This window comes from Sphingobacterium sp. UBA7253 (assembly GCF_002472745.1).
In the GTDB taxonomy this organism is placed as follows: Bacteria; Bacteroidota; Bacteroidia; order Sphingobacteriales; family Sphingobacteriaceae; genus Sphingobacterium; species Sphingobacterium siyangense.
Genome location: NZ_DKSP01000202.1, coordinates 1 through 17,035 on the forward strand (window position 1 = coordinate 1; position 17,035 = coordinate 17,035).

At 39.3% G+C, this 17,035-nt stretch carries 18 protein-coding genes; 15 read left to right on the forward strand and 3 right to left on the reverse strand.

Annotation, left to right across the window (positions count from 1 at the left end):
* Nucleotides 1-1,271 (reverse strand): ABC transporter ATP-binding protein (locus B2X72_RS20555; RefSeq protein ID WP_286851301.1); only part of this gene is annotated, 1,271 nt, incomplete at its 3' end.
* Between the two features lie 181 nt (nucleotides 1,272-1,452).
* Here B2X72_RS20555 and B2X72_RS20560 point away from each other — a divergent pair.
* The 6 genes from B2X72_RS20560 (at nucleotide 1,453) to B2X72_RS20585 (ending at nucleotide 5,596) form a co-directional block, all read left to right on the forward strand.
* Entirely contained in the window at nucleotides 1,453-2,532 is a 1,080-nt protein-coding gene (locus B2X72_RS20560; RefSeq protein WP_088162143.1) for a Glu/Leu/Phe/Val family dehydrogenase, read from the forward strand.
* A gap of 60 nt (nucleotides 2,533-2,592) precedes the next feature.
* The gene (gene nusB, locus B2X72_RS20565) at nucleotides 2,593-3,540 is read left to right on the forward strand and encodes a transcription antitermination factor NusB (RefSeq protein WP_070565546.1); all 948 of its coding nucleotides are present in this window, start codon (nucleotides 2,593-2,595) and stop codon (nucleotides 3,538-3,540) included.
* Between the two features lie 27 nt (nucleotides 3,541-3,567).
* Nucleotides 3,568-4,029 carry a DUF1573 domain-containing protein gene (locus B2X72_RS20570; RefSeq protein ID WP_145327040.1) on the forward strand — a complete coding sequence of 154 codons (462 nt, stop codon included), beginning with the start codon at nucleotides 3,568-3,570 and terminating at the stop codon, nucleotides 4,027-4,029.
* Between the two features lie 26 nt (nucleotides 4,030-4,055).
* Nucleotides 4,056-4,373 carry a preprotein translocase subunit YajC gene (yajC, locus tag B2X72_RS20575; RefSeq protein ID WP_120332688.1) on the forward strand — a complete coding sequence of 106 codons (318 nt, stop codon included), beginning with the start codon at nucleotides 4,056-4,058 and terminating at the stop codon, nucleotides 4,371-4,373.
* 255 nt (nucleotides 4,374-4,628) lie between these two features.
* Nucleotides 4,629-4,868: a hypothetical protein gene (locus tag B2X72_RS20580; protein ID WP_088162140.1), complete on the forward strand. Its 240-nt coding sequence runs from the start codon at nucleotides 4,629-4,631 to the stop codon at nucleotides 4,866-4,868.
* Complete coding sequence (locus B2X72_RS20585; protein ID WP_286736129.1) at nucleotides 4,847-5,596, forward strand: hypothetical protein; 750 nt, start codon at nucleotides 4,847-4,849, stop codon at nucleotides 5,594-5,596. Before B2X72_RS20580 ends, B2X72_RS20585 begins: the two co-directional genes overlap by 22 nt.
* Nucleotides 5,597-5,709: 113 nt before the next feature.
* Here the strand turns inward: B2X72_RS20585 and B2X72_RS20590 are convergent, their stop codons facing one another.
* Nucleotides 5,710-6,345, reverse strand: coding sequence for a hypothetical protein (locus B2X72_RS20590; RefSeq protein WP_145327042.1), 636 nt, complete (start codon nucleotides 6,343-6,345; stop codon nucleotides 5,710-5,712).
* 257 nt (nucleotides 6,346-6,602) lie between these two features.
* Between B2X72_RS20590 and B2X72_RS20595 the strand changes: the two genes are divergently transcribed.
* The 4 genes from B2X72_RS20595 to B2X72_RS20610 are packed head-to-tail and all read left to right on the forward strand — an operon-like array spanning nucleotide 6,603 to nucleotide 9,416.
* Nucleotides 6,603-6,872, forward strand: a complete 270-nt coding sequence (locus B2X72_RS20595) for a DUF4872 domain-containing protein (RefSeq protein WP_286851303.1) — start codon at nucleotides 6,603-6,605, stop codon at nucleotides 6,870-6,872.
* Nucleotides 6,873-6,921: 49 nt separating this feature from the next.
* Nucleotides 6,922-7,872: a hypothetical protein gene (locus B2X72_RS20600; RefSeq protein ID WP_120332691.1), complete on the forward strand. Its 951-nt coding sequence runs from the start codon at nucleotides 6,922-6,924 to the stop codon at nucleotides 7,870-7,872.
* 10 nt (nucleotides 7,873-7,882) lie between these two features.
* A complete protein-coding gene (gene coaE, locus B2X72_RS20605) occupies nucleotides 7,883-8,458 on the forward strand; it encodes a dephospho-CoA kinase (protein ID WP_286736132.1) in 576 nt (191 codons plus the stop codon).
* Nucleotide 8,459: 1 nt separating this feature from the next.
* Nucleotides 8,460-9,416: an exonuclease gene (locus B2X72_RS20610; RefSeq protein WP_312352506.1), complete on the forward strand. Its 957-nt coding sequence runs from the start codon at nucleotides 8,460-8,462 to the stop codon at nucleotides 9,414-9,416.
* Between the two features lie 44 nt (nucleotides 9,417-9,460).
* On the opposite strand, the gene B2X72_RS20615 is transcribed toward B2X72_RS20610, so the two are convergent.
* A complete protein-coding gene (locus B2X72_RS20615; RefSeq protein ID WP_075993279.1) occupies nucleotides 9,461-9,868 on the reverse strand; it encodes a hypothetical protein in 408 nt (135 codons plus the stop codon).
* A 238-nt stretch (nucleotides 9,869-10,106) separates the two neighbouring features.
* Here B2X72_RS20615 and dinB point away from each other — a divergent pair, with 238 nt between their 5' ends.
* The 5 genes from dinB to rseP all read left to right on the forward strand — a co-directional run bounded on the left by dinB (nucleotide 10,107) and on the right by rseP (nucleotide 16,951).
* Nucleotides 10,107-11,204 (forward strand): DNA polymerase IV, encoded by a 1,098-nt coding sequence (dinB, locus tag B2X72_RS20620; protein WP_286851305.1) that lies wholly within the window; start codon nucleotides 10,107-10,109, stop codon nucleotides 11,202-11,204.
* 144 nt (nucleotides 11,205-11,348) lie between these two features.
* Nucleotides 11,349-13,475 (forward strand): S9 family peptidase, encoded by a 2,127-nt coding sequence (locus tag B2X72_RS20625; RefSeq protein WP_088162132.1) that lies wholly within the window; start codon nucleotides 11,349-11,351, stop codon nucleotides 13,473-13,475.
* A gap of 154 nt (nucleotides 13,476-13,629) precedes the next feature.
* Nucleotides 13,630-14,436, forward strand: a complete 807-nt coding sequence (locus B2X72_RS20630; RefSeq protein WP_145327046.1) for a beta-carotene 15,15'-monooxygenase — start codon at nucleotides 13,630-13,632, stop codon at nucleotides 14,434-14,436.
* A 15-nt stretch (nucleotides 14,437-14,451) separates the two neighbouring features.
* Nucleotides 14,452-15,609 carry a 1-deoxy-D-xylulose-5-phosphate reductoisomerase gene (locus B2X72_RS20635; protein WP_286736134.1) on the forward strand — a complete coding sequence of 386 codons (1,158 nt, stop codon included), beginning with the start codon at nucleotides 14,452-14,454 and terminating at the stop codon, nucleotides 15,607-15,609.
* Between the two features lie 16 nt (nucleotides 15,610-15,625).
* A complete protein-coding gene (rseP, locus tag B2X72_RS20640) occupies nucleotides 15,626-16,951 on the forward strand; it encodes an RIP metalloprotease RseP (protein ID WP_088162129.1) in 1,326 nt (441 codons plus the stop codon).
* The last annotated feature ends 84 nt before the right edge of the window (nucleotides 16,952-17,035 follow it).

Consider the following 17,035-nt stretch of genomic DNA (forward strand, 5'->3'; position numbering starts at 1 on the left):
CGCAAACTTTTGAAATCAAGGTTTTTAATTTCAAGACTATCATAATGAATACTTCCTTTGTCGATATCATACATCCGAAGGAGTAAGTTGGCCAGCGTAGATTTTCCGGATCCTGTTTTTCCGATAATAGCAAGTGTTTTGCCGACCGGAATTTGGAACGATATATTTTTAATCGCCTGAATACCTGTTTCTGGATAGGTAAAGGAGATTCCATCAACCCTGATTTCACCCGCTAGTTCTTTGGTAGCTGTTCCGTTAACAATTGGAGATTCAGTATGGAGAAATTCGTTGATGCGTTTTTGTGAGGCTGCAGCACGTTGTACCAATGAGGTAACCCAAGCCAAAGACATGGCAGGGAAAGTCAACTGGTTGACATAGATGATAAACTCAGCAATATTTCCGGCAGTGACTGTTCCTTTGGCAACTTCAATTCCACCAATATAAATGGTGATTACCGTGCTGAGCCCAATCAGCAATAGAATAAGCGGAAAGAAAACAGCCTGCACTTTGACGAGATCAAGAGCCGTATTACGGTAAATGGTACTTTCCTTCTCAAATTCCTGCATTTTATTTTGTTCTCTGGTATAAGTCTTGATGACGCGGATACCTGCAAAAGTTTCCTGCACAAAAGAAGAAAGGTTCGCCAGTTGTTTCTGTATTTTTAAGCTACGCTTGTTAATAATCTTATTGACAAATAAAATAATAACCGATAGAACCGGTATTGGCGCCAATGCATAGGTCGCCAACCGTCCGTTGACGCTATACATCGCATAGATGACCATGATCGATAAAACTACGGTATTGATCGCATACATGATGGCGGGTCCGAGGTAGTTACGTACCTGATTGACATCTTCGGTGGCTCGGCTCATGAGATCTCCGGTATTGTTCTTCCGAAAGAAACCGAAGTTTAAATCTTGGTAATGATTATAGATCTCATTTTTGAGGTCGTATTCAATATAACGCGACGTTAAAATGATCGTCTGACGCATAAAGAATAAAAATATGCCCCGCAACAGCGAAAGTAGGAGAACGACGAAACCAAAAAACAGGAGGCTGGTGCCAAAAACCTGATAGATGAGTTCCTGTCTGTCGAAACCATCAAATAGACGGTATAGATAGATGTTTTCCTGTACCAAATCAAATGCTTCGCGGATTACCTTTGCAGGCAATACCCCGAAATAGTTGGAGATGATAACAAAAATAACCCCTGGAATCAGTTTCCAGCGGTATTTATAAAAGTACTTATTTAAGTAGGCGAGATCCTTCATATTACGAATACAAAAGTAGGACTAATTCATCAAAATGCTTTACGATTTGAGTGAATTTACTGTCATTCGGAAATCAAATGTTAAGTCTTGGATAAAAAAAGTTGTTATGCACAACGAATAATTTTCCTACTTTTGCATCAAGTACCTTAAAAAATTAAAACAAATTAGAGTAGTACATTTTATGTCAACATCTCAAAATTCTATTTTTGAATTGATGAGCCAGTCTGGCCATCAAAACTTATTTTTCTGTAATGATGAATTAGTGGGCTTGAAAGCTATCGTTGCGATCCATGACACAACCTTAGGGCCTGCGATAGGAGGGGTTCGTATGTTACCATACGAAAGTACAGAAGAAGCTATTGAGGATGCTTTACGTTTATCCAAGGCCATTACGTATAAATCAGCCATCACTGGATTGAATTTAGGCGGTGGTAGTGCTGTTATTATTGGGAATAGCCGTTTGGACAAATCTGAGGTTTTATTGCGCCGTTTGGGCCAGTTTATTGAAGGATTGAATGGTAATTTCATTGCTTCTTTGGATGTAGGTACCACACAACGCGATTTAGAACATATTTATACCGAAACTGACCATGTTGCAGGTTTACCAAAAGCAATTCATGGCAGTGGCGTTGGTGATCCTTCGATCTTCGCTGCTCAAGGTGTTTATTTCGGTATAAAAGCATGCTTAAAGGAATTATACGGATCGGAAAATGTTGCTGGTAAAAAAGTAATTGTACATGGAGTAGGTGGTGTTGGTGAGCGTTTAATTGCGATGTTGCGTGAAGAGAATGCGCGTGTATATGTAAGCGATATTACGGAAGAAAAAATGCTAAAAGTAGCGGCTAAGTACAAAGCTGAACCAATACCTTACGGTGAAGTATTCGATCACGAATTTGATGTATATTCTCCCTGTGCATTAGGCGGTACCGTAAATCCAGAATCCGCACAGAAAATGCAATGCAAAATTATTGCTGGTTCTGCCAATAATCAATTGAAAGATGAACTTGTTACAAGTTCTATCCTTCATGAAAGAGGTATATTATACGCTCCTGACTATTTGATCAACGCTGGTGCATTAATCGGCTGTTATTCAGAAATTCAAAATTATGGCGTAGATCACACTGAATTTGTGATCAAAAATATTTATAATGCGACTAGAGACGTGTTAAAAAAATCAAAAGAAGAGAATATCTCTACTTTTGAAGCGGCTAATCGCATCGCGGAGAAGCGTATCCAAGATATTAAAAAAATCAAGAGATAGTCTTCATCCCAAAATCGTTCTTATTTATTATTTTATAAAAAATCGTTCTTTAAAATTACTATGTTAAACAGGAGACACCTGAGGGTAAAAGTAGTGCAAACGCTTTATGCGTACAGTCTTTCGGAAGATAAAGACATCAAAACATTTGAAAAAGCACTATTAAAAAATGTGGATGAAGTTTATGAGATGTATATGTGGACACTGAATCTTTTAGATGAAGTATCTGATTATGTCTTAATAGATGCAGAGGGTAGGGCCAATAAGTTTTTACCAACTGAAAAAGACTTGTCTTTAACGACCAAGTTAAGTACAAACACTTTTATTGAGTCATTGAGACAAAATCCACAATATGGAGAAGGTGTCAAAAAGTATAAGATTTCCTGGAGCTTTGACCCGGAGATCGTACGTACTGTATTTTTGCAGTTAAAGGATTCTGAAGCTTATTTGGAGTACTTGCAACAAGAAGATCGTTCGATCGGTACGGAAAAAGATATCATCAAGCATATCTTTAAAAAGATCATCTTGAAATCGCCGGTTATAGAGCAGGTTTTTGAAGAAAAATTCATCAACTGGCCGGTAGATAAAGAAGTATTGCAAGCTTTGATTGCGAAGACTTTTAAGAATTTTAGTTCTGAAGATCCACGTAAAAATAAACTTGCAGAGATTACGCAAAACTGGAATGATGATAGCGACTATGTCATTGCATTGTTGGGTAAAACTATCCGCAATACAAATGAGTATCAAAAGCTTATCTCTGAGAAAACGAAGAATTGGGAATCAGATCGTATTGCCTTAATGGATACATTATTGATGCGTATGGCTATATGTGAATTGGTTAATTTTCCATCTATTCCAGTGAAAGTGACAATAAATGAGTATATTGAAATTTCTAAGGTATTCAGTACATTGAAAAGTAATACATTTATCAATGGTATCTTGGATAAAATACTGAACGATCTGAACCAACAAGGAAGAATCCAGAAGGCAGGTCGTGGTTTAAGAGATTAAAACCAAACGCATAAATAATTTATACGAATGAAAAACTTTGGCAAATATTCGGTTTTAGCTTTGTCGGCAGTACTTTTATTTTCTTGTGGAAATGCACAAAAAGGAAAAGAAGAAGGAGCCACGACAGCGACTGAAACAGCAGCTGCGGATAGCCTTTCTAAGGCAGCAGCACAATTGGGAAAAGTAGAATTTGAAGAGTCTGCATTTGATTTCGGTCAGGTAAAAGAAGGCGCACAGGTAAAACATACCTTTGTGTTGAAAAATTCTGGTGATGCACCTGTTATTATCTCGAAAGTAACTGCTTCATGTGGTTGTACACAACCTGAGTTTTCGAAAAGCCCTATTTTGCCAGGTGGAAAATCTGAGATCCATGTAACTTTCAATAGTGAAGGACAGGTTGGTAAACAGCAGAAGATCATTACGATTCAATCGAATGCTTCCAATGGCTTAACAACGGTGCAGCTAAAAGGTGAAGTATTAGCAAAATAACACATTATTAAACGATATAATAGAAGATGAACACAGTATTATTACAAGCAGCGGGAGGCAATTTGATGAGTTTTTTACCAATGGTTTTGATTATCGTGGTATTTTATTTCTTCATGATCAGACCGCAAATGAAGAAGCAAAAAGATCACAAAAAATATATTGAAGAACTTGGTGTGAACTCTAAGGTTGTTACAACAGCTGGTATTCATGGCCGTATTGTAGAAGTATCAGACACTACTTTCTTAGTCGATGTAGGTTCGGGTGTAAAAATCCGTTTTGATAAATCAGCAATTGCTTTAGATGCTTCTAAAGCTGCTAACAATACGGAGAAGAGTGCTTCATAAGCTTTTTCCTGAAAGAAATGAAAGCCAGTTTTCGTAGAAAACTGGCTTTTTTTATTATGTTCCCGGTAAAACGATTACGCTGGGGAACGAATCCCGAATATAAAAAAGGTGCACTGGTATCCCTGATTTTTGATAACATAAAATAATATTTTGGTAGCAATTTTATAATTTCGTCTTACGAGATTTAGTCTAAAATGTATCCCTATTCGAATTAGTATAGTGAATATTTTGTATATTTAGACATCGGAGGTTATTATGACATCATTAGAATTGAAAGAAGAACGCAGAAAATTAAATCAAGCAGCGAAACAGGCTTCTGAAATTGCGAATAAGGAGAACCGGGCTTTAGATTTATCGATCCAGATCATTGAGGGCGGATATGTTGTTGAAAAACGTGTAGACGGAAGTCGTCAGATTATTAAAAAAATAGATCGGATAAAGAGTAAAGTTAAATTAAAAAAAGGTATTGTTTTATGCCTAGGGCCAAAAGATTGAGGGTATTTGCCGGTCCAAATGGTTCGGGTAAATCAACTTTATATAAGCAAATCAGTAGCCAGTTTAATACTGGCTATTTTGTTAATTCAGACGAAATTGAACAGGATATTAGTAAAGCTGGATTTATAAATCTTAATAGGTTTGGATTAAAACTTACTCAGGAAGACTTGGATCAATTTCTAGGCAGGGATCAATCTATAAGCCTATTACGGAAGGCCGAAGAGTCAGGACACCCTATATCTATTGCTATCCGTGAAAATATGATCGTAGATAAGTCTAGAGATACTCATAGTTATGAAGCGTCACTTATTACCTCTTTTATACGGTATCATTTACTCGAAAATGGTATCAGCTACTCATTTGAGACTGTTATGAGTCATCCATCTAAATTGGATGAAATTGATGAAGCAAGTGAAAGAAAATATAGGACGTATTTTTATTTTGTTTGCTTGGATGATCCATTGATTAATATTTCTCGGGTTGAAATTAGAAAAGAGAAGGGGGGGCATGGTGTGCCAAAAGATAAAATAGTCGAAAGATACTATCGTACACTGACCAATTTATTGCCAGCGATAAGAGCTAGTGAAAAAGCTTATCTATTTGACAACTCTGGTGAAACAATGGTTCTGATAGCAGAAGTATTGCGTGGAGGGGTTACTGTTTTATTGCCGGAAAATAAGCTTCCAAATTGGTTTATTCAATACGTTGTTAATAAAATTGACGAATAAGCTTTTTCCTGAAAGAAATGAAAGCCAGTTTTCGTAGAAAACTGGCTTTTTTTATGCTGTTAATAGAAAGCCCAGGCAAGAGCGTTCATATAAATTGTTAGCATAACAAAGCTTTAGATTACTCCACAATAAATGGAATTCGAAAAACCGCCATCTAAGGTATCCCATATTGCGACATAGACATGGAAATCAGTGATTTTTCGCTTTAACCGGTCAAATTGAACGGAACAAGATCCATCACTTACAGGTGCGATAGAAGTTCTTAAATGGGATTCATTAAAAGGGTCCAATAATACCAGGTTGATTTTATATACGCTATCACTATAGTGATCATCTGCTTCCCAGCTCAGGTCGATTACATCATTGTTGATACTGACTTGGCAGTTGGATAATGGGGTTAGCGGACCAGAAAATAGAAGCAGTCGTTCTGGATTAACAAAAGGGTTATTCTCTGCGTCTATTTCGATGGCCTCTTTAAAAATATGCCGTTGTGCCAATTGGAATGCACCTACGCGACTTCCTTTTTCCGCTAAAAACTGGTAACCAAATTCAAGAAGCCGCTTATTATGGCCGGCAAACTTACCGGCTACTTGCTGTTTTTTTCTGTTTAAGAGCTCCGCCGCACTTGGTGGGGAGCTGCGTTTTCGTTTTGGGCCGCGCACCACATTTTGATCCTTCAACATGTAGGCACTCACCGATCCAAATTTACCAATAATAGGTCCATTCGGACCGTTTTGTAAAATTGCCATAGCTATTCCTCTTTTAGTTTATAATTCTTGTATTGAGCTTATTGTCAATTTACTACTATTTTCTTAATTAATTTAGTAGTAACACTATTTTTACAGGGTATTAACAAGGGGTTATCAGGGGTCAATCCCCTGTTATACCCCTGTTAACCCCCTGTAATACCCCCGTTAACCCCCTGTAAATATAAAACGTAATAGTTATCAAATACAATCGTTTTTGCGATGTTGTTTTTCATTTGTTTTTAGGATTTGATCCACTGATGGAAAACGCAGGTACTGGAGGGGCCTTGTTTCGAAATCTATATCGTGACTTTATTAAGGAAAGTTATGATCTGCTCGGAATAGAGCAGATCGCTGAGGTTCACCATGAGTTTGCGCAGATTGCATTATTGTGGACATCCCTGGCGGAATTGTTTGGTCAAATTGCGGAGACAGCCAGTTTTGATGATGTGCTGCAGGCATCAGAAATTTTCAGAACCCTTGCCACAAAAGAGAAAAATGCAATGGAAATATTGCTGTCTTTAAGATGAAATGCAGATAAGAACACAGATTTTTACGCAAATTGATTAAGTTTGTATCATGGCGAATGCAGTTCGAATAAATAAGACCCAACGGCGTAAGATTAATGTCTTCGTGCGTTGTGTTGGAATTTCGTTGTTAGCTTGGTTATTGTTTTCGATCTCCAATCAATATACTGTTTCCGTCAAGGCGGCGATTGAATATGTCAATCTTCCCGAGAAACGCGCATTTCACCCCCAGCAATCCGATACGGTAAAAGTGAAGCTGGAGATGACAGGATGGCAATTCCTGTTTTCCAAAGCTGCATTGGAAACCCCAAAGGTTCAGGTGGACCTAAGCTCGTTAAAAACCAAAGACTGGATTGTTTTTTCCAACCAATTGGGCTTTATCAACCGACAGTTTCCACATGAACAACGCGTGGTGTCAGTTAGCCCAGATACCTTGTTTTTTGATTTTTCCAAACAGACCCAGCGTAAGGTGCCTGTAAAACCCCTTGCAAATATCGGATTTAAACGTGGCTACGGTTTTATCGCTGATACCAAAGTTACACCAGCTTATGTGACAATCACCGGACCTTACGAGGATGTTTCGGCTATCGAGTATTGGGAAACGGATACCGTTAGGGGGAAAGAAGTCGAAACCGACGTTCGGACCGTGGCCAACCTGGCACGTAACCAAAAAGCGAATATCAATGTTTATCCGACTTCGGTCGAGGTGCTCATGCCTGTAGGTGAATTGACAGAGAAAATAATCGAGTTGCCCGTAAAAGTGGAGAATGGCCAACGTTATAGCTCGGTCAGGCTTAGTCCGAGCAAAGTTGTCGTCACGGTGTTGATGTCTGTCAAAGATTATAATAACTATACATCGCGAGATTTTGAAGCGGTGGTGGATTTGTCCGATTGGGAGAAAAACGAGGTGCAATATCTGCCTATTTTGCTGACCAAGGTACCGGACTATTGTAAGGTAATTAGCGTTGTGCCTCAAAACGTGGACTTTTTTGTACGTAAATAACAATATTTTCATGAAGATTGGAATAACAGGTGGAATTGGATCCGGTAAAACATTTATCTGTCAGCTTTTTAAAGCCATGGCTGTACCTGTTTATAATGCTGATGATGAGGCGAAGGAATTGATGAATACCGATTTGCGAATCAAAGCACGCTTGATTGCGGAGTTCGGCGAAGAGACCTATAAGGATGGGAAACTGAATCGGGCTTTTTTGGCTGAACAAATATTCTCCGACAAGGCGAAGCTCGAACTTGTGAACAGCATTGTACACCCCATCGTTATTCAGGCGGCAAAGGACTGGGCTGAACAGCAAAAGTCCCGTTATTCACTCAAAGAGGCTGCTTTGCTTTTTGAAAGTGGGTCCTACAAGGATCTTGATTATACCATACTGGTTACTGCGCCTTTACCCATACGCGTTAAACGTGTCATGGAACGTGATGCTGTTACTGAGGAACAGGTCATGGAGCGAATTAATAAGCAACTATCTGACGAAGAAAAATTAAAATTGGCAGACTTCGTCATCATTAATGATGGAACCACTCCGCTATTACCGCAGGTGTGGACTTTGCATCAAAAGTTTCTAAAATAATATGATGTCTACACTATTGGCTGACTTCTTAGTCAGAAAGCCAGAAGGCTATTACTGCCGTTATGGTGATTTTTTTATTGATGCCAGCAATCCCGTTATGCACAATGTCGTATCTCATGCCCATGGCGATCATGCCAGTTCAGGACACGACTATGTGTATGCCACACATGCGACTTCAGTTTTTATGACTTATCGGTATAAACAAAATCGCAAAGATTCTTATCAGGTCAAATTGTTTAATAGTCCCTTTAAAATAGGTGCAGTCGAAATCACATTTTTACCAGCAGGTCATATACTGGGTTCAGCACAGATTCTAATGGAATATCGGGGGGTACGTTACTTGTACACCGGCGATTACAAGTTACAAGCTGATGATACCTGTGAGCCGATCAAAGTGCAGCAGGCTGATGTCCTCATTACGGAAAGTACCTTTGCAAATCCGGATATCAGCCATCCCGATCCGGCGGAGGAGATAAAAAAACTTGATGGACATGCCAGTAATATCTTATTAGGTACTTATGTGTTGGGCAAGGCGCAGCGAATTACTGATTTGATCAACAGGTACTGCCCGGATCGAAAAGTGCTTGTGCATAGTGGAATATTGCCTTACCATCGCCTTTATGATCAACACGGGCTGAAGAAATTAGACTACGAGCCCTACAACAGAAAAGAAATGAAACAGGGCGAACAGAACAAAGTTTACTTGGTACCGCCGATGACCTTCAATAGTTATTTTAGGGCGACCAAAGTATTACGTGCATTTGCCTCAGGCTGGAAACGTTTACAGGTACAGAATGATATCGAGCTGTATATTTCTGATCATGTGGACTGGAATGACATTCTTCAGTACATTAAGATGGTAAATCCCAAAGAAGTTTGGACACTACACGGTGACGGAAGCATTTTAAAACGTTATTTCAACGAAAAATTGATCGTGCGTGATGTGCTTTCTGCATAAGTAAGTTGTGTCGATAACTCCGCTGGTAAACACGGCGGAGTTCACTATTTCATATTGACAATTTTGTCAACGATATAAACCGTGTTTCCGCGCCAGGGAAGCACACCGTGATATTCTTTGTAGCGCAGATCGAAGTATTTTCCACTATTTAGCTCCAACTGACGGAATATTGAATCATCTTCAATAGAAAATTCAAATTGATTGCTGGCGATACCACCCGTTTTGATACTTCCAAATCCCTCCTGGATGAGCTTGCCTTCGTAGGTCTTGAAAATATTGCCCTTTTTTACAGCATAATTAAGATAGCCGGATTTTACACCTTCACCGAATACATAGTAATACTTCCAGTAAACATAGGAACCAGCCCCCACAAGGAGGAAAAGGATCAGCAAGAGTAAGAACTTCTTAAATCCGGATTTTTTCGGTTTTTGTTCGGGTAAATTTTCCATCATGTGTGCTAATTAAAACCATTTAATGCAGTGACTAGGACTATGCGCCGGAACGATGATTTTTCTGTCCAACGGATAGTTTCACCTAAAGATAAATAATTAACAGCATAATGACGAATGCATTATACCTAGATTAACGCTTGGTTAGCCGAGTGATTGTCGTTTTGTGCTGTATTACTAATTCTATTAGTTATTTGTCGGTTTTCTTAGTCTATAATGCTAATTTTTGTAAATTTGGATCATGGGTCCCGAACAGGTACATCGCAAGATTATTCATTTGGATATGGATGCATTTTATGCCTCTGTAGATCAGCGTGATTTTCCCGAATATCGGGGAAAAGCGATTGCAGTGGGTGGTTCCCCGGATGGGAGGGGAGTCGTTGCAACGGCCAGCTACGAAGCGCGAAAGTTTGGCGTCAAATCTGCTATGAGCTCCCGAAAGGCTCTCCAGTTGTGCCCCCATATTATCTTTACCTATCCTCGCTTCGATGTTTATCGTCAGGTTTCATACCAAATTCGGGAGATTTTTCTCCGTTATACGGATTTAATCGAACCGCTTTCCCTGGATGAAGCTTTTTTGGATGTGACCATAGACAAACAGGGTATTGGTTCGGCTATTGATATCGCCAAAGCCATTAAAGAGGCTATTAAAGAAGAGTTGAATCTGACCGTCTCTGCTGGTGTTTCCGTCAATAAATTTGTTGCAAAGATTGCTTCGGATATGGACAAGCCCAACGGCTTAACATTTATAGGTCCTTCGAAAATTGTCAAGTTCATGGAGTCATTGCCCGTGGATAAGTTTTTTGGCGTAGGAAAAGTAACCGCGAAAAAAATGCATGAACTGGGGCTTTTTACTGGGCTTGATTTAAAAAAACAACGCGAGGAGGATTTGGTGCGCTGGTTTGGAAAGACTGGGCACTTTTTTTACCGTATCGTACGCGGGATCGACGACCGTCCTGTTGTCCCCAATCGCAGCAGTAAATCGGTCGGGATTGAGGATACTTTTGGCGAGGATGTAGAAGCATTTGAAGAATTAAATACCATTTTGCAACGGCTCTGCAAACAGTTGTGGACACGCATCGGGAAAAAGGAAATCTCTGGAAGAACCTTAACCATAAAAATTAAATATGCCGATTTTGTTCAGTTGACACGCAGTATAACCTTAGAAAATAGTTTTGATTCGGAAGACAAAATTTACGCCACTGCCCATAGTTTGTTGAGTAAGGTTGAGCTGGTGAACAAAGTAAGGTTGTTGGGTGTTTCGATATCAAATTTTGTGGAAGAAGCTGATTTTCCAAAGGAAGGTATACAGCTAACACTTTTCGAGCATCGTCCTTAGCAAGGAATCATCCGGCTTAATCAAGTCTTTGCTAAGCCATATGGTACGCGCAATCTGAATTAAGCTTGTTACAGGCAAAATCGTCGTTATTTGTCACAATTCTTTATCTTAGCCAAAATAATTAATAAACATATCCAAAAATTAATGAATACGGTTTCAAGAGTACTCTTAGGTGCGTCTATCGTTTTTTTAGTGCATGAGGTTGGTTTTGCACAAAAGAAATTGGATTTTGCACAGTCCTGGGGGCAAAAGCCATCGTTGACAGTTCGCACGAATCAGTATCCTGGCTGGGCAGACGGGACAGCTTATCTGGAAAATGATGTAAATGATGGTCGTTTATATCAGGTTAACATTAAATCAGGTCACAGAAGCATTTATACAGTTCCTCCTAAAGAAGGGACGGTTGTCTATGTCGAAAACAATGATATCTTCCTGAAAAGTACAGATGGTGTAGCCAAGAAGTTGACCAACTCTCCTGATGTTGCTGAACAGAATCCGACCTTATCGCCGGATGGTAAATATGTTGCCTTTACCCGCAAAAGCAATTTGTATAGCGTGGACGTGACTTCGGGAAAGGAAATGCAATATACAAATGATGGTACCGACGTTATTTATAATGGTTGGTCATCTTGGGTATATTACGAGGAAATTCTTGGGCGTCCAACAAAATACAAAGCTTTTTGGTGGTCTCCGGACAGCCGTAAAATCGCCTTCATGCGTTTCGATGATACCAAGGTTCCTATGTTTCCGATTTATTCGTCCAAAGGCCAGCATGGTTACCTGGAGGAGACAAGATACCCCAAAGCTGGAGACCCAAATCCGGAAGTGAAGGTGGGTATCGTTCATCTCGATGGGGGGAACGTTACCTGGGCTGATTTCAACGAAAAAGATGATCAGTATTTTGGGCAGCCTTACTGGGCCTTTGATAGCAAAAATTTGATGGTGCAGTGGATGAACAGGGATCAGAACAATTTGAAGTTTTATCAAGTGGATCCGAATTCTGGTTCTAAAAAAGAAATCTACGACGAGCGTCAGGCTTCATGGATCAATTTGGATCACGATGAGCGTATCACCTATCTTGCGGACAACAAATATTATATCTTAAAATCGGATAAGACGGGCTGGGCGCATTACTACCTCTATAAATTGGACGGAACATTGGTCAATCCAATTACTTCCGGCGAATGGCAGGTAACCGAATTAAAACGGATTGATGAAAAAAATAAGGTGATTTATTTTACCGCACGTAAAGAAAATTCGGCACGTTTTGATTTATACCGCGTGGATTATTCGGGTAAAAATTTAAAACGTCTGACTTTCGGAGAATACTCACACGATGTCAATGTATCGCCTGATGGTAAGTATTTTATTACCAAATACTCCAATGTGAGTACACCCGATCGGTTTGCTTTGTTGGATAACCAAGGTAAAGTCGTCCGTCAGTTAGCAGATAGTAAAGCGGCTGATTTTGCTTCGTATACGTATGGTAAAACCGAATACTTACATCTTAAATCAGATGATGGTTTGTTCGATCTTCCATTGACAATTACTTATCCGACAAATTTCGATAAATCAAAAGTTTACCCTGTTGTTTTCAGTATCTATGGTGGTCCTGATGCTGGAACGGTAAAAGATACCTGGAAAGGAACGAATAATCAATATTGGGCTAATGAAGGAATTATTCAAGTCTCTGCAGATCACCGGGCATCCGGTCATTTTGGTAAACAAGGTGTTGCTTATATGCACCGCAATCTTGGTCACTGGGAGATTATTGATTATTCAACGATTGTTAAATGGTTAAAATCGCAACCTTGGGTAGCTAAAAACAAAGTGCTTATCACCGGGCATAGCTACGGAGGGTATATGACTTGTTTAGCGATGACGAAGGCCGCAGATGTATTTGATTTTGGTATTGCCGGTGCTCCAGTAACCTCATGGGATCTGTACGATAGCCATTATACTGAAAGATGGATGGATACGCCTCAAGACAATCCTGAAGGCTATAAAGCTGGTTCTGTGTTAACCTATGCAAATAACTATAAAGGCGTTTTGCGTATTATGCATGGCGATATGGATGATAATGTTCATTTACAGAATACAATCCAACTTGTTGATAAATTGACAGATCGAAGTGTTCCTTTTGAGTTGATGATCTATCCGGGAAGCCGTCATGGATTTGACCGTTCGAAAAGTAAATATGATTCTAATGAGCGTGCGCGTTTCTACTATCAATACTTATTGGAGAAGCCGCTTCCCAAAGAATTTAAATAGGCATAGTTCGATATACCCTATAGAATCCCCTGTCCATTCGGATAGGGGATTTTTTTTTATGTTAAATATTATAAAAAAAATGATTTTTATGGGAGTGTAAATTGTTGAAAATTAAAAAATATGGCATCTTTGTAGAAGTTTATTCAAAGAAAAAATGATTCAATTCCTAAAGGAAAGTACTTTTGCTGTTAATGAGGTTTTTAATAAGTCATGGGAGTTGCTGAAAAGACATTATTTTTCAGTGGCAGGGCTTTGTTTTTTACTGTTCGTGACCTCCGGACTCTCTAATTATCTCGCGACCACCATCAGTGATTTCAATGTGGTATTGAGTGGTTTTATGGCATTTTTTTTCATGGTGATGTATTTCGGATTGAATATGACTTTATTTAAGTATATCTTAAGTCTGATTGATGGAAATCATGATAAGAAATTGATCCAATGCATCCCTAGTTCTAAGGAGCTCGCCTATTTTTTTGGCGCAATGTTAAGTATAATGGTGCTCTCCATAGCACTCCTGATGATTTTAGGAGCCATTTCTTTACCATTTCTTTATCTATTTGAAAATGGTGACAATCGGATGGAGTTGATGAGCAACTTTACGATGTTTGTTGTTTTTGTCGCGGCAATATTGACTTTCATCTTGATTATTAGAGTGGCATTTTATCCATTTTTCATTATTGATAAACACGCGGGCACATTGAGGTCATTACGCTTCAGTTTTGCACTGACAAAGGGCAATGTATTCAAACTATTATTGATTTTGGCTGTATTTGCTTTTTTTCAGTTATTGCAGATGTATTTTAATTATTTAGAATATTACATAATTTTTATTATTTTGAACCTCGTGAGTTCTTTCTTGGTGGTACCTTTGGCTAGTATTGTTGTTTCGGTCGCTTACCGATCCATGATGGCGGATTACCATGGGGGAGAGGATCCAAAGATTTTAAATAATATATTTTAATTAATAGCAAAGGTTTTGAGTAAAAAAGGAATTGCCATTTTAGGGGCAACGGGAAGTATAGGTACACAAGCCTTGGATGTGATTAGAGCCTTTCCTACTAAATTTGAAGCAATCGTTCTGACCTGTGGTAGCAATGCCACATTGTTGGTTAAACAGGCCTTGGAGTTTAAGCCCAAAGCGGTTGTTGTAACAGATTCCCTTCAGTACAGTTATGTGCAGGATGCTTTAAAAGGACATGATATCGCTGTTCTTTTGGGAGAAGCAGGATTGGTTGAAGTGGTGCAGTACGAAGAAGTAGATGTTGTTTTGAATGCGATCGTTGGATCTGCGGGATTAAAACCCACTGTTAAAGCAATTCAATCGAAAAAAGATATTGCGCTGGCCAATAAGGAGACGCTGGTTGTAGCCGGTGAGCTGATTATGGCTTTAGTGAAAGAATATGGTGTACGCATGCTTCCTGTAGATTCGGAGCATTCGGCGATTTTCCAGTGTTTGGCTGGCGAGGAGCATAATCCAATCGAGAAAATATATATCACAGCTTCCGGAGGACCCTTTCGTGGTAAAAAGAGAGCAGATCTTCTCGCAGTGAGTAAGGCTGAAGCCTTGAAACATCCCAATTGGTCGATGGGTGCCAAAATTACGATTGACTCAGCATCCTTGATGAATAAAGGGCTAGAAGTGATTGAAGCAAAATGGCTCTTCAATCTGTCAATAGATCAGGTCGATGTGATTGTACATCCCCAATCTATTGTACATTCGCTGGTTCAGTTTCAGGATGGTTCCATGAAGGCCCAAATGGGGGTTCCTGATATGAAATTGCCAATCCAGTATGCACTGACCTATCCGGCACGTTTTGAAAACAGTTTTGAGCGATTTAATTTCATGGACTATCCAACGCTCAGTTTTGAAAAAGCAGATATGGAAACTTTTCGAAATTTGGCACTTGCCTATGAGAGCCTTCGTGCCGGCGGAAATAGAAGCTGTGTATTAAATGCAGCCAATGAAGTTGTTGTGGATGCTTTCCTGAAAGATCAAGTTGGTTTTTTGGAGATGAGTGATATTATTGAACAGACATTAGATAAAGTAGAATTCATTACGACACCAACGCTGGATGATTATCTGGAGACGGATCGTGTCGCAAGATTAATAACGAAGGAAATAATCAAAGATTAAATTTTAAAAAGCATACATGGGTGTTTTAATTATGGTCGGACAAGTGATTTTAGGCTTGTCAATTTTAATTGTTCTACATGAGTTAGGACATTTCTTAGCAGCACGTGCATTTGGTATCAAGGTGGAAAAATTTTATCTGTTCTTTGATGCCTGGGGAGTGAAATTATTTAAATTCAATTATAAAGGATGTGAATATGGTATTGGCTGGTTGCCTTTAGGTGGTTATGTCAAGATTGCGGGTATGATTGATGAATCGATGGATACTGAGCAATTAAAGGGTGAGCCACAACCTTGGGAATTTAGATCAAAACCAGCTTGGCAACGTTTAATCGTTATGCTTGGGGGGATTATTGTCAATATTGTGGTCGGCGTTGTTGTCTTTTGGATGCTGACTTTTAAAATGGGCAATACAGATATCAAAATGGATCAGCTGGTAAACGGTATTGTTCCGGGATCCATTGGTGAATCCATTGGTTTGAAAGCTGGCGATAAAGTGATTTCAATAGACGGGCACCGTATCGAAAATTACTCGGAGTTGATCAGTTCTAAAGTATTGATGGGCGGAGTGGCACTTACAGTTGAGCGCAATGGTGCAACAACAGAAGTAAAAGTTCCAGCCGATTTATTGAACACGCTTTCAGATAAGAAAGGGGAAAAGTTCATCGAGCCACGTGTTAAAACAACAAGTGTTGCTGAAGTATCACCTGGATCGGCAGCAAGTAAAATGGGTTTTGTGAAAGGCGACAGCATTATTGCGGTGAATGAGGTACAGGTTCCTTTCTTCGACGAGTTTAAAGCACAAATAAAAGCGAATATCAATAAAGCTGTAGCGATTAAAGTTTTACGCAAAGGAACTGAAGTTTCATTGCAAGGGAATGTTCCTGCGGATGCCATGCTGGGAATAGGCATTAATCGTGATTATTCCATCAAATCTTTTACAACGCAATATAGCTTGATGGAGGCATTTCCAATCGGCGCTAAAAAAGCATTTACCGTGATTACGGACAACGCCAAAGGATTTGGCAAGATTTTCAAAGGGGAGGTACGTGCCGATAAAGCATTATCTGGTCCTATTGGAATTGCGACCCTGTTCGGCACAGAAGTGGACTGGATCCGTTTTTGGTCCTTAGTAGGGATGTTGTCTATGGCATTGGCATTTATGAACCTATTGCCTATTCCAGCTTTGGATGGCGGTCACGTATTGTTCTTGTTGGTTGAAATGATACAAGGTAAGCCATTGAGCGAAAAATTCCTGGAGAAAGCACAAATGGTCGGTTTCTTTATTTTATTGGCTTTAATGGTCTTTATATTCGGAAACGATATTTTTAAGCTATTTAAATAAATTCAATTGGTCAAACAGCCAATATGCTGATGGCCTACATCCCATAAAAAAAGGCTTAAAGCCAATCATGGTCGGAAGAAATTT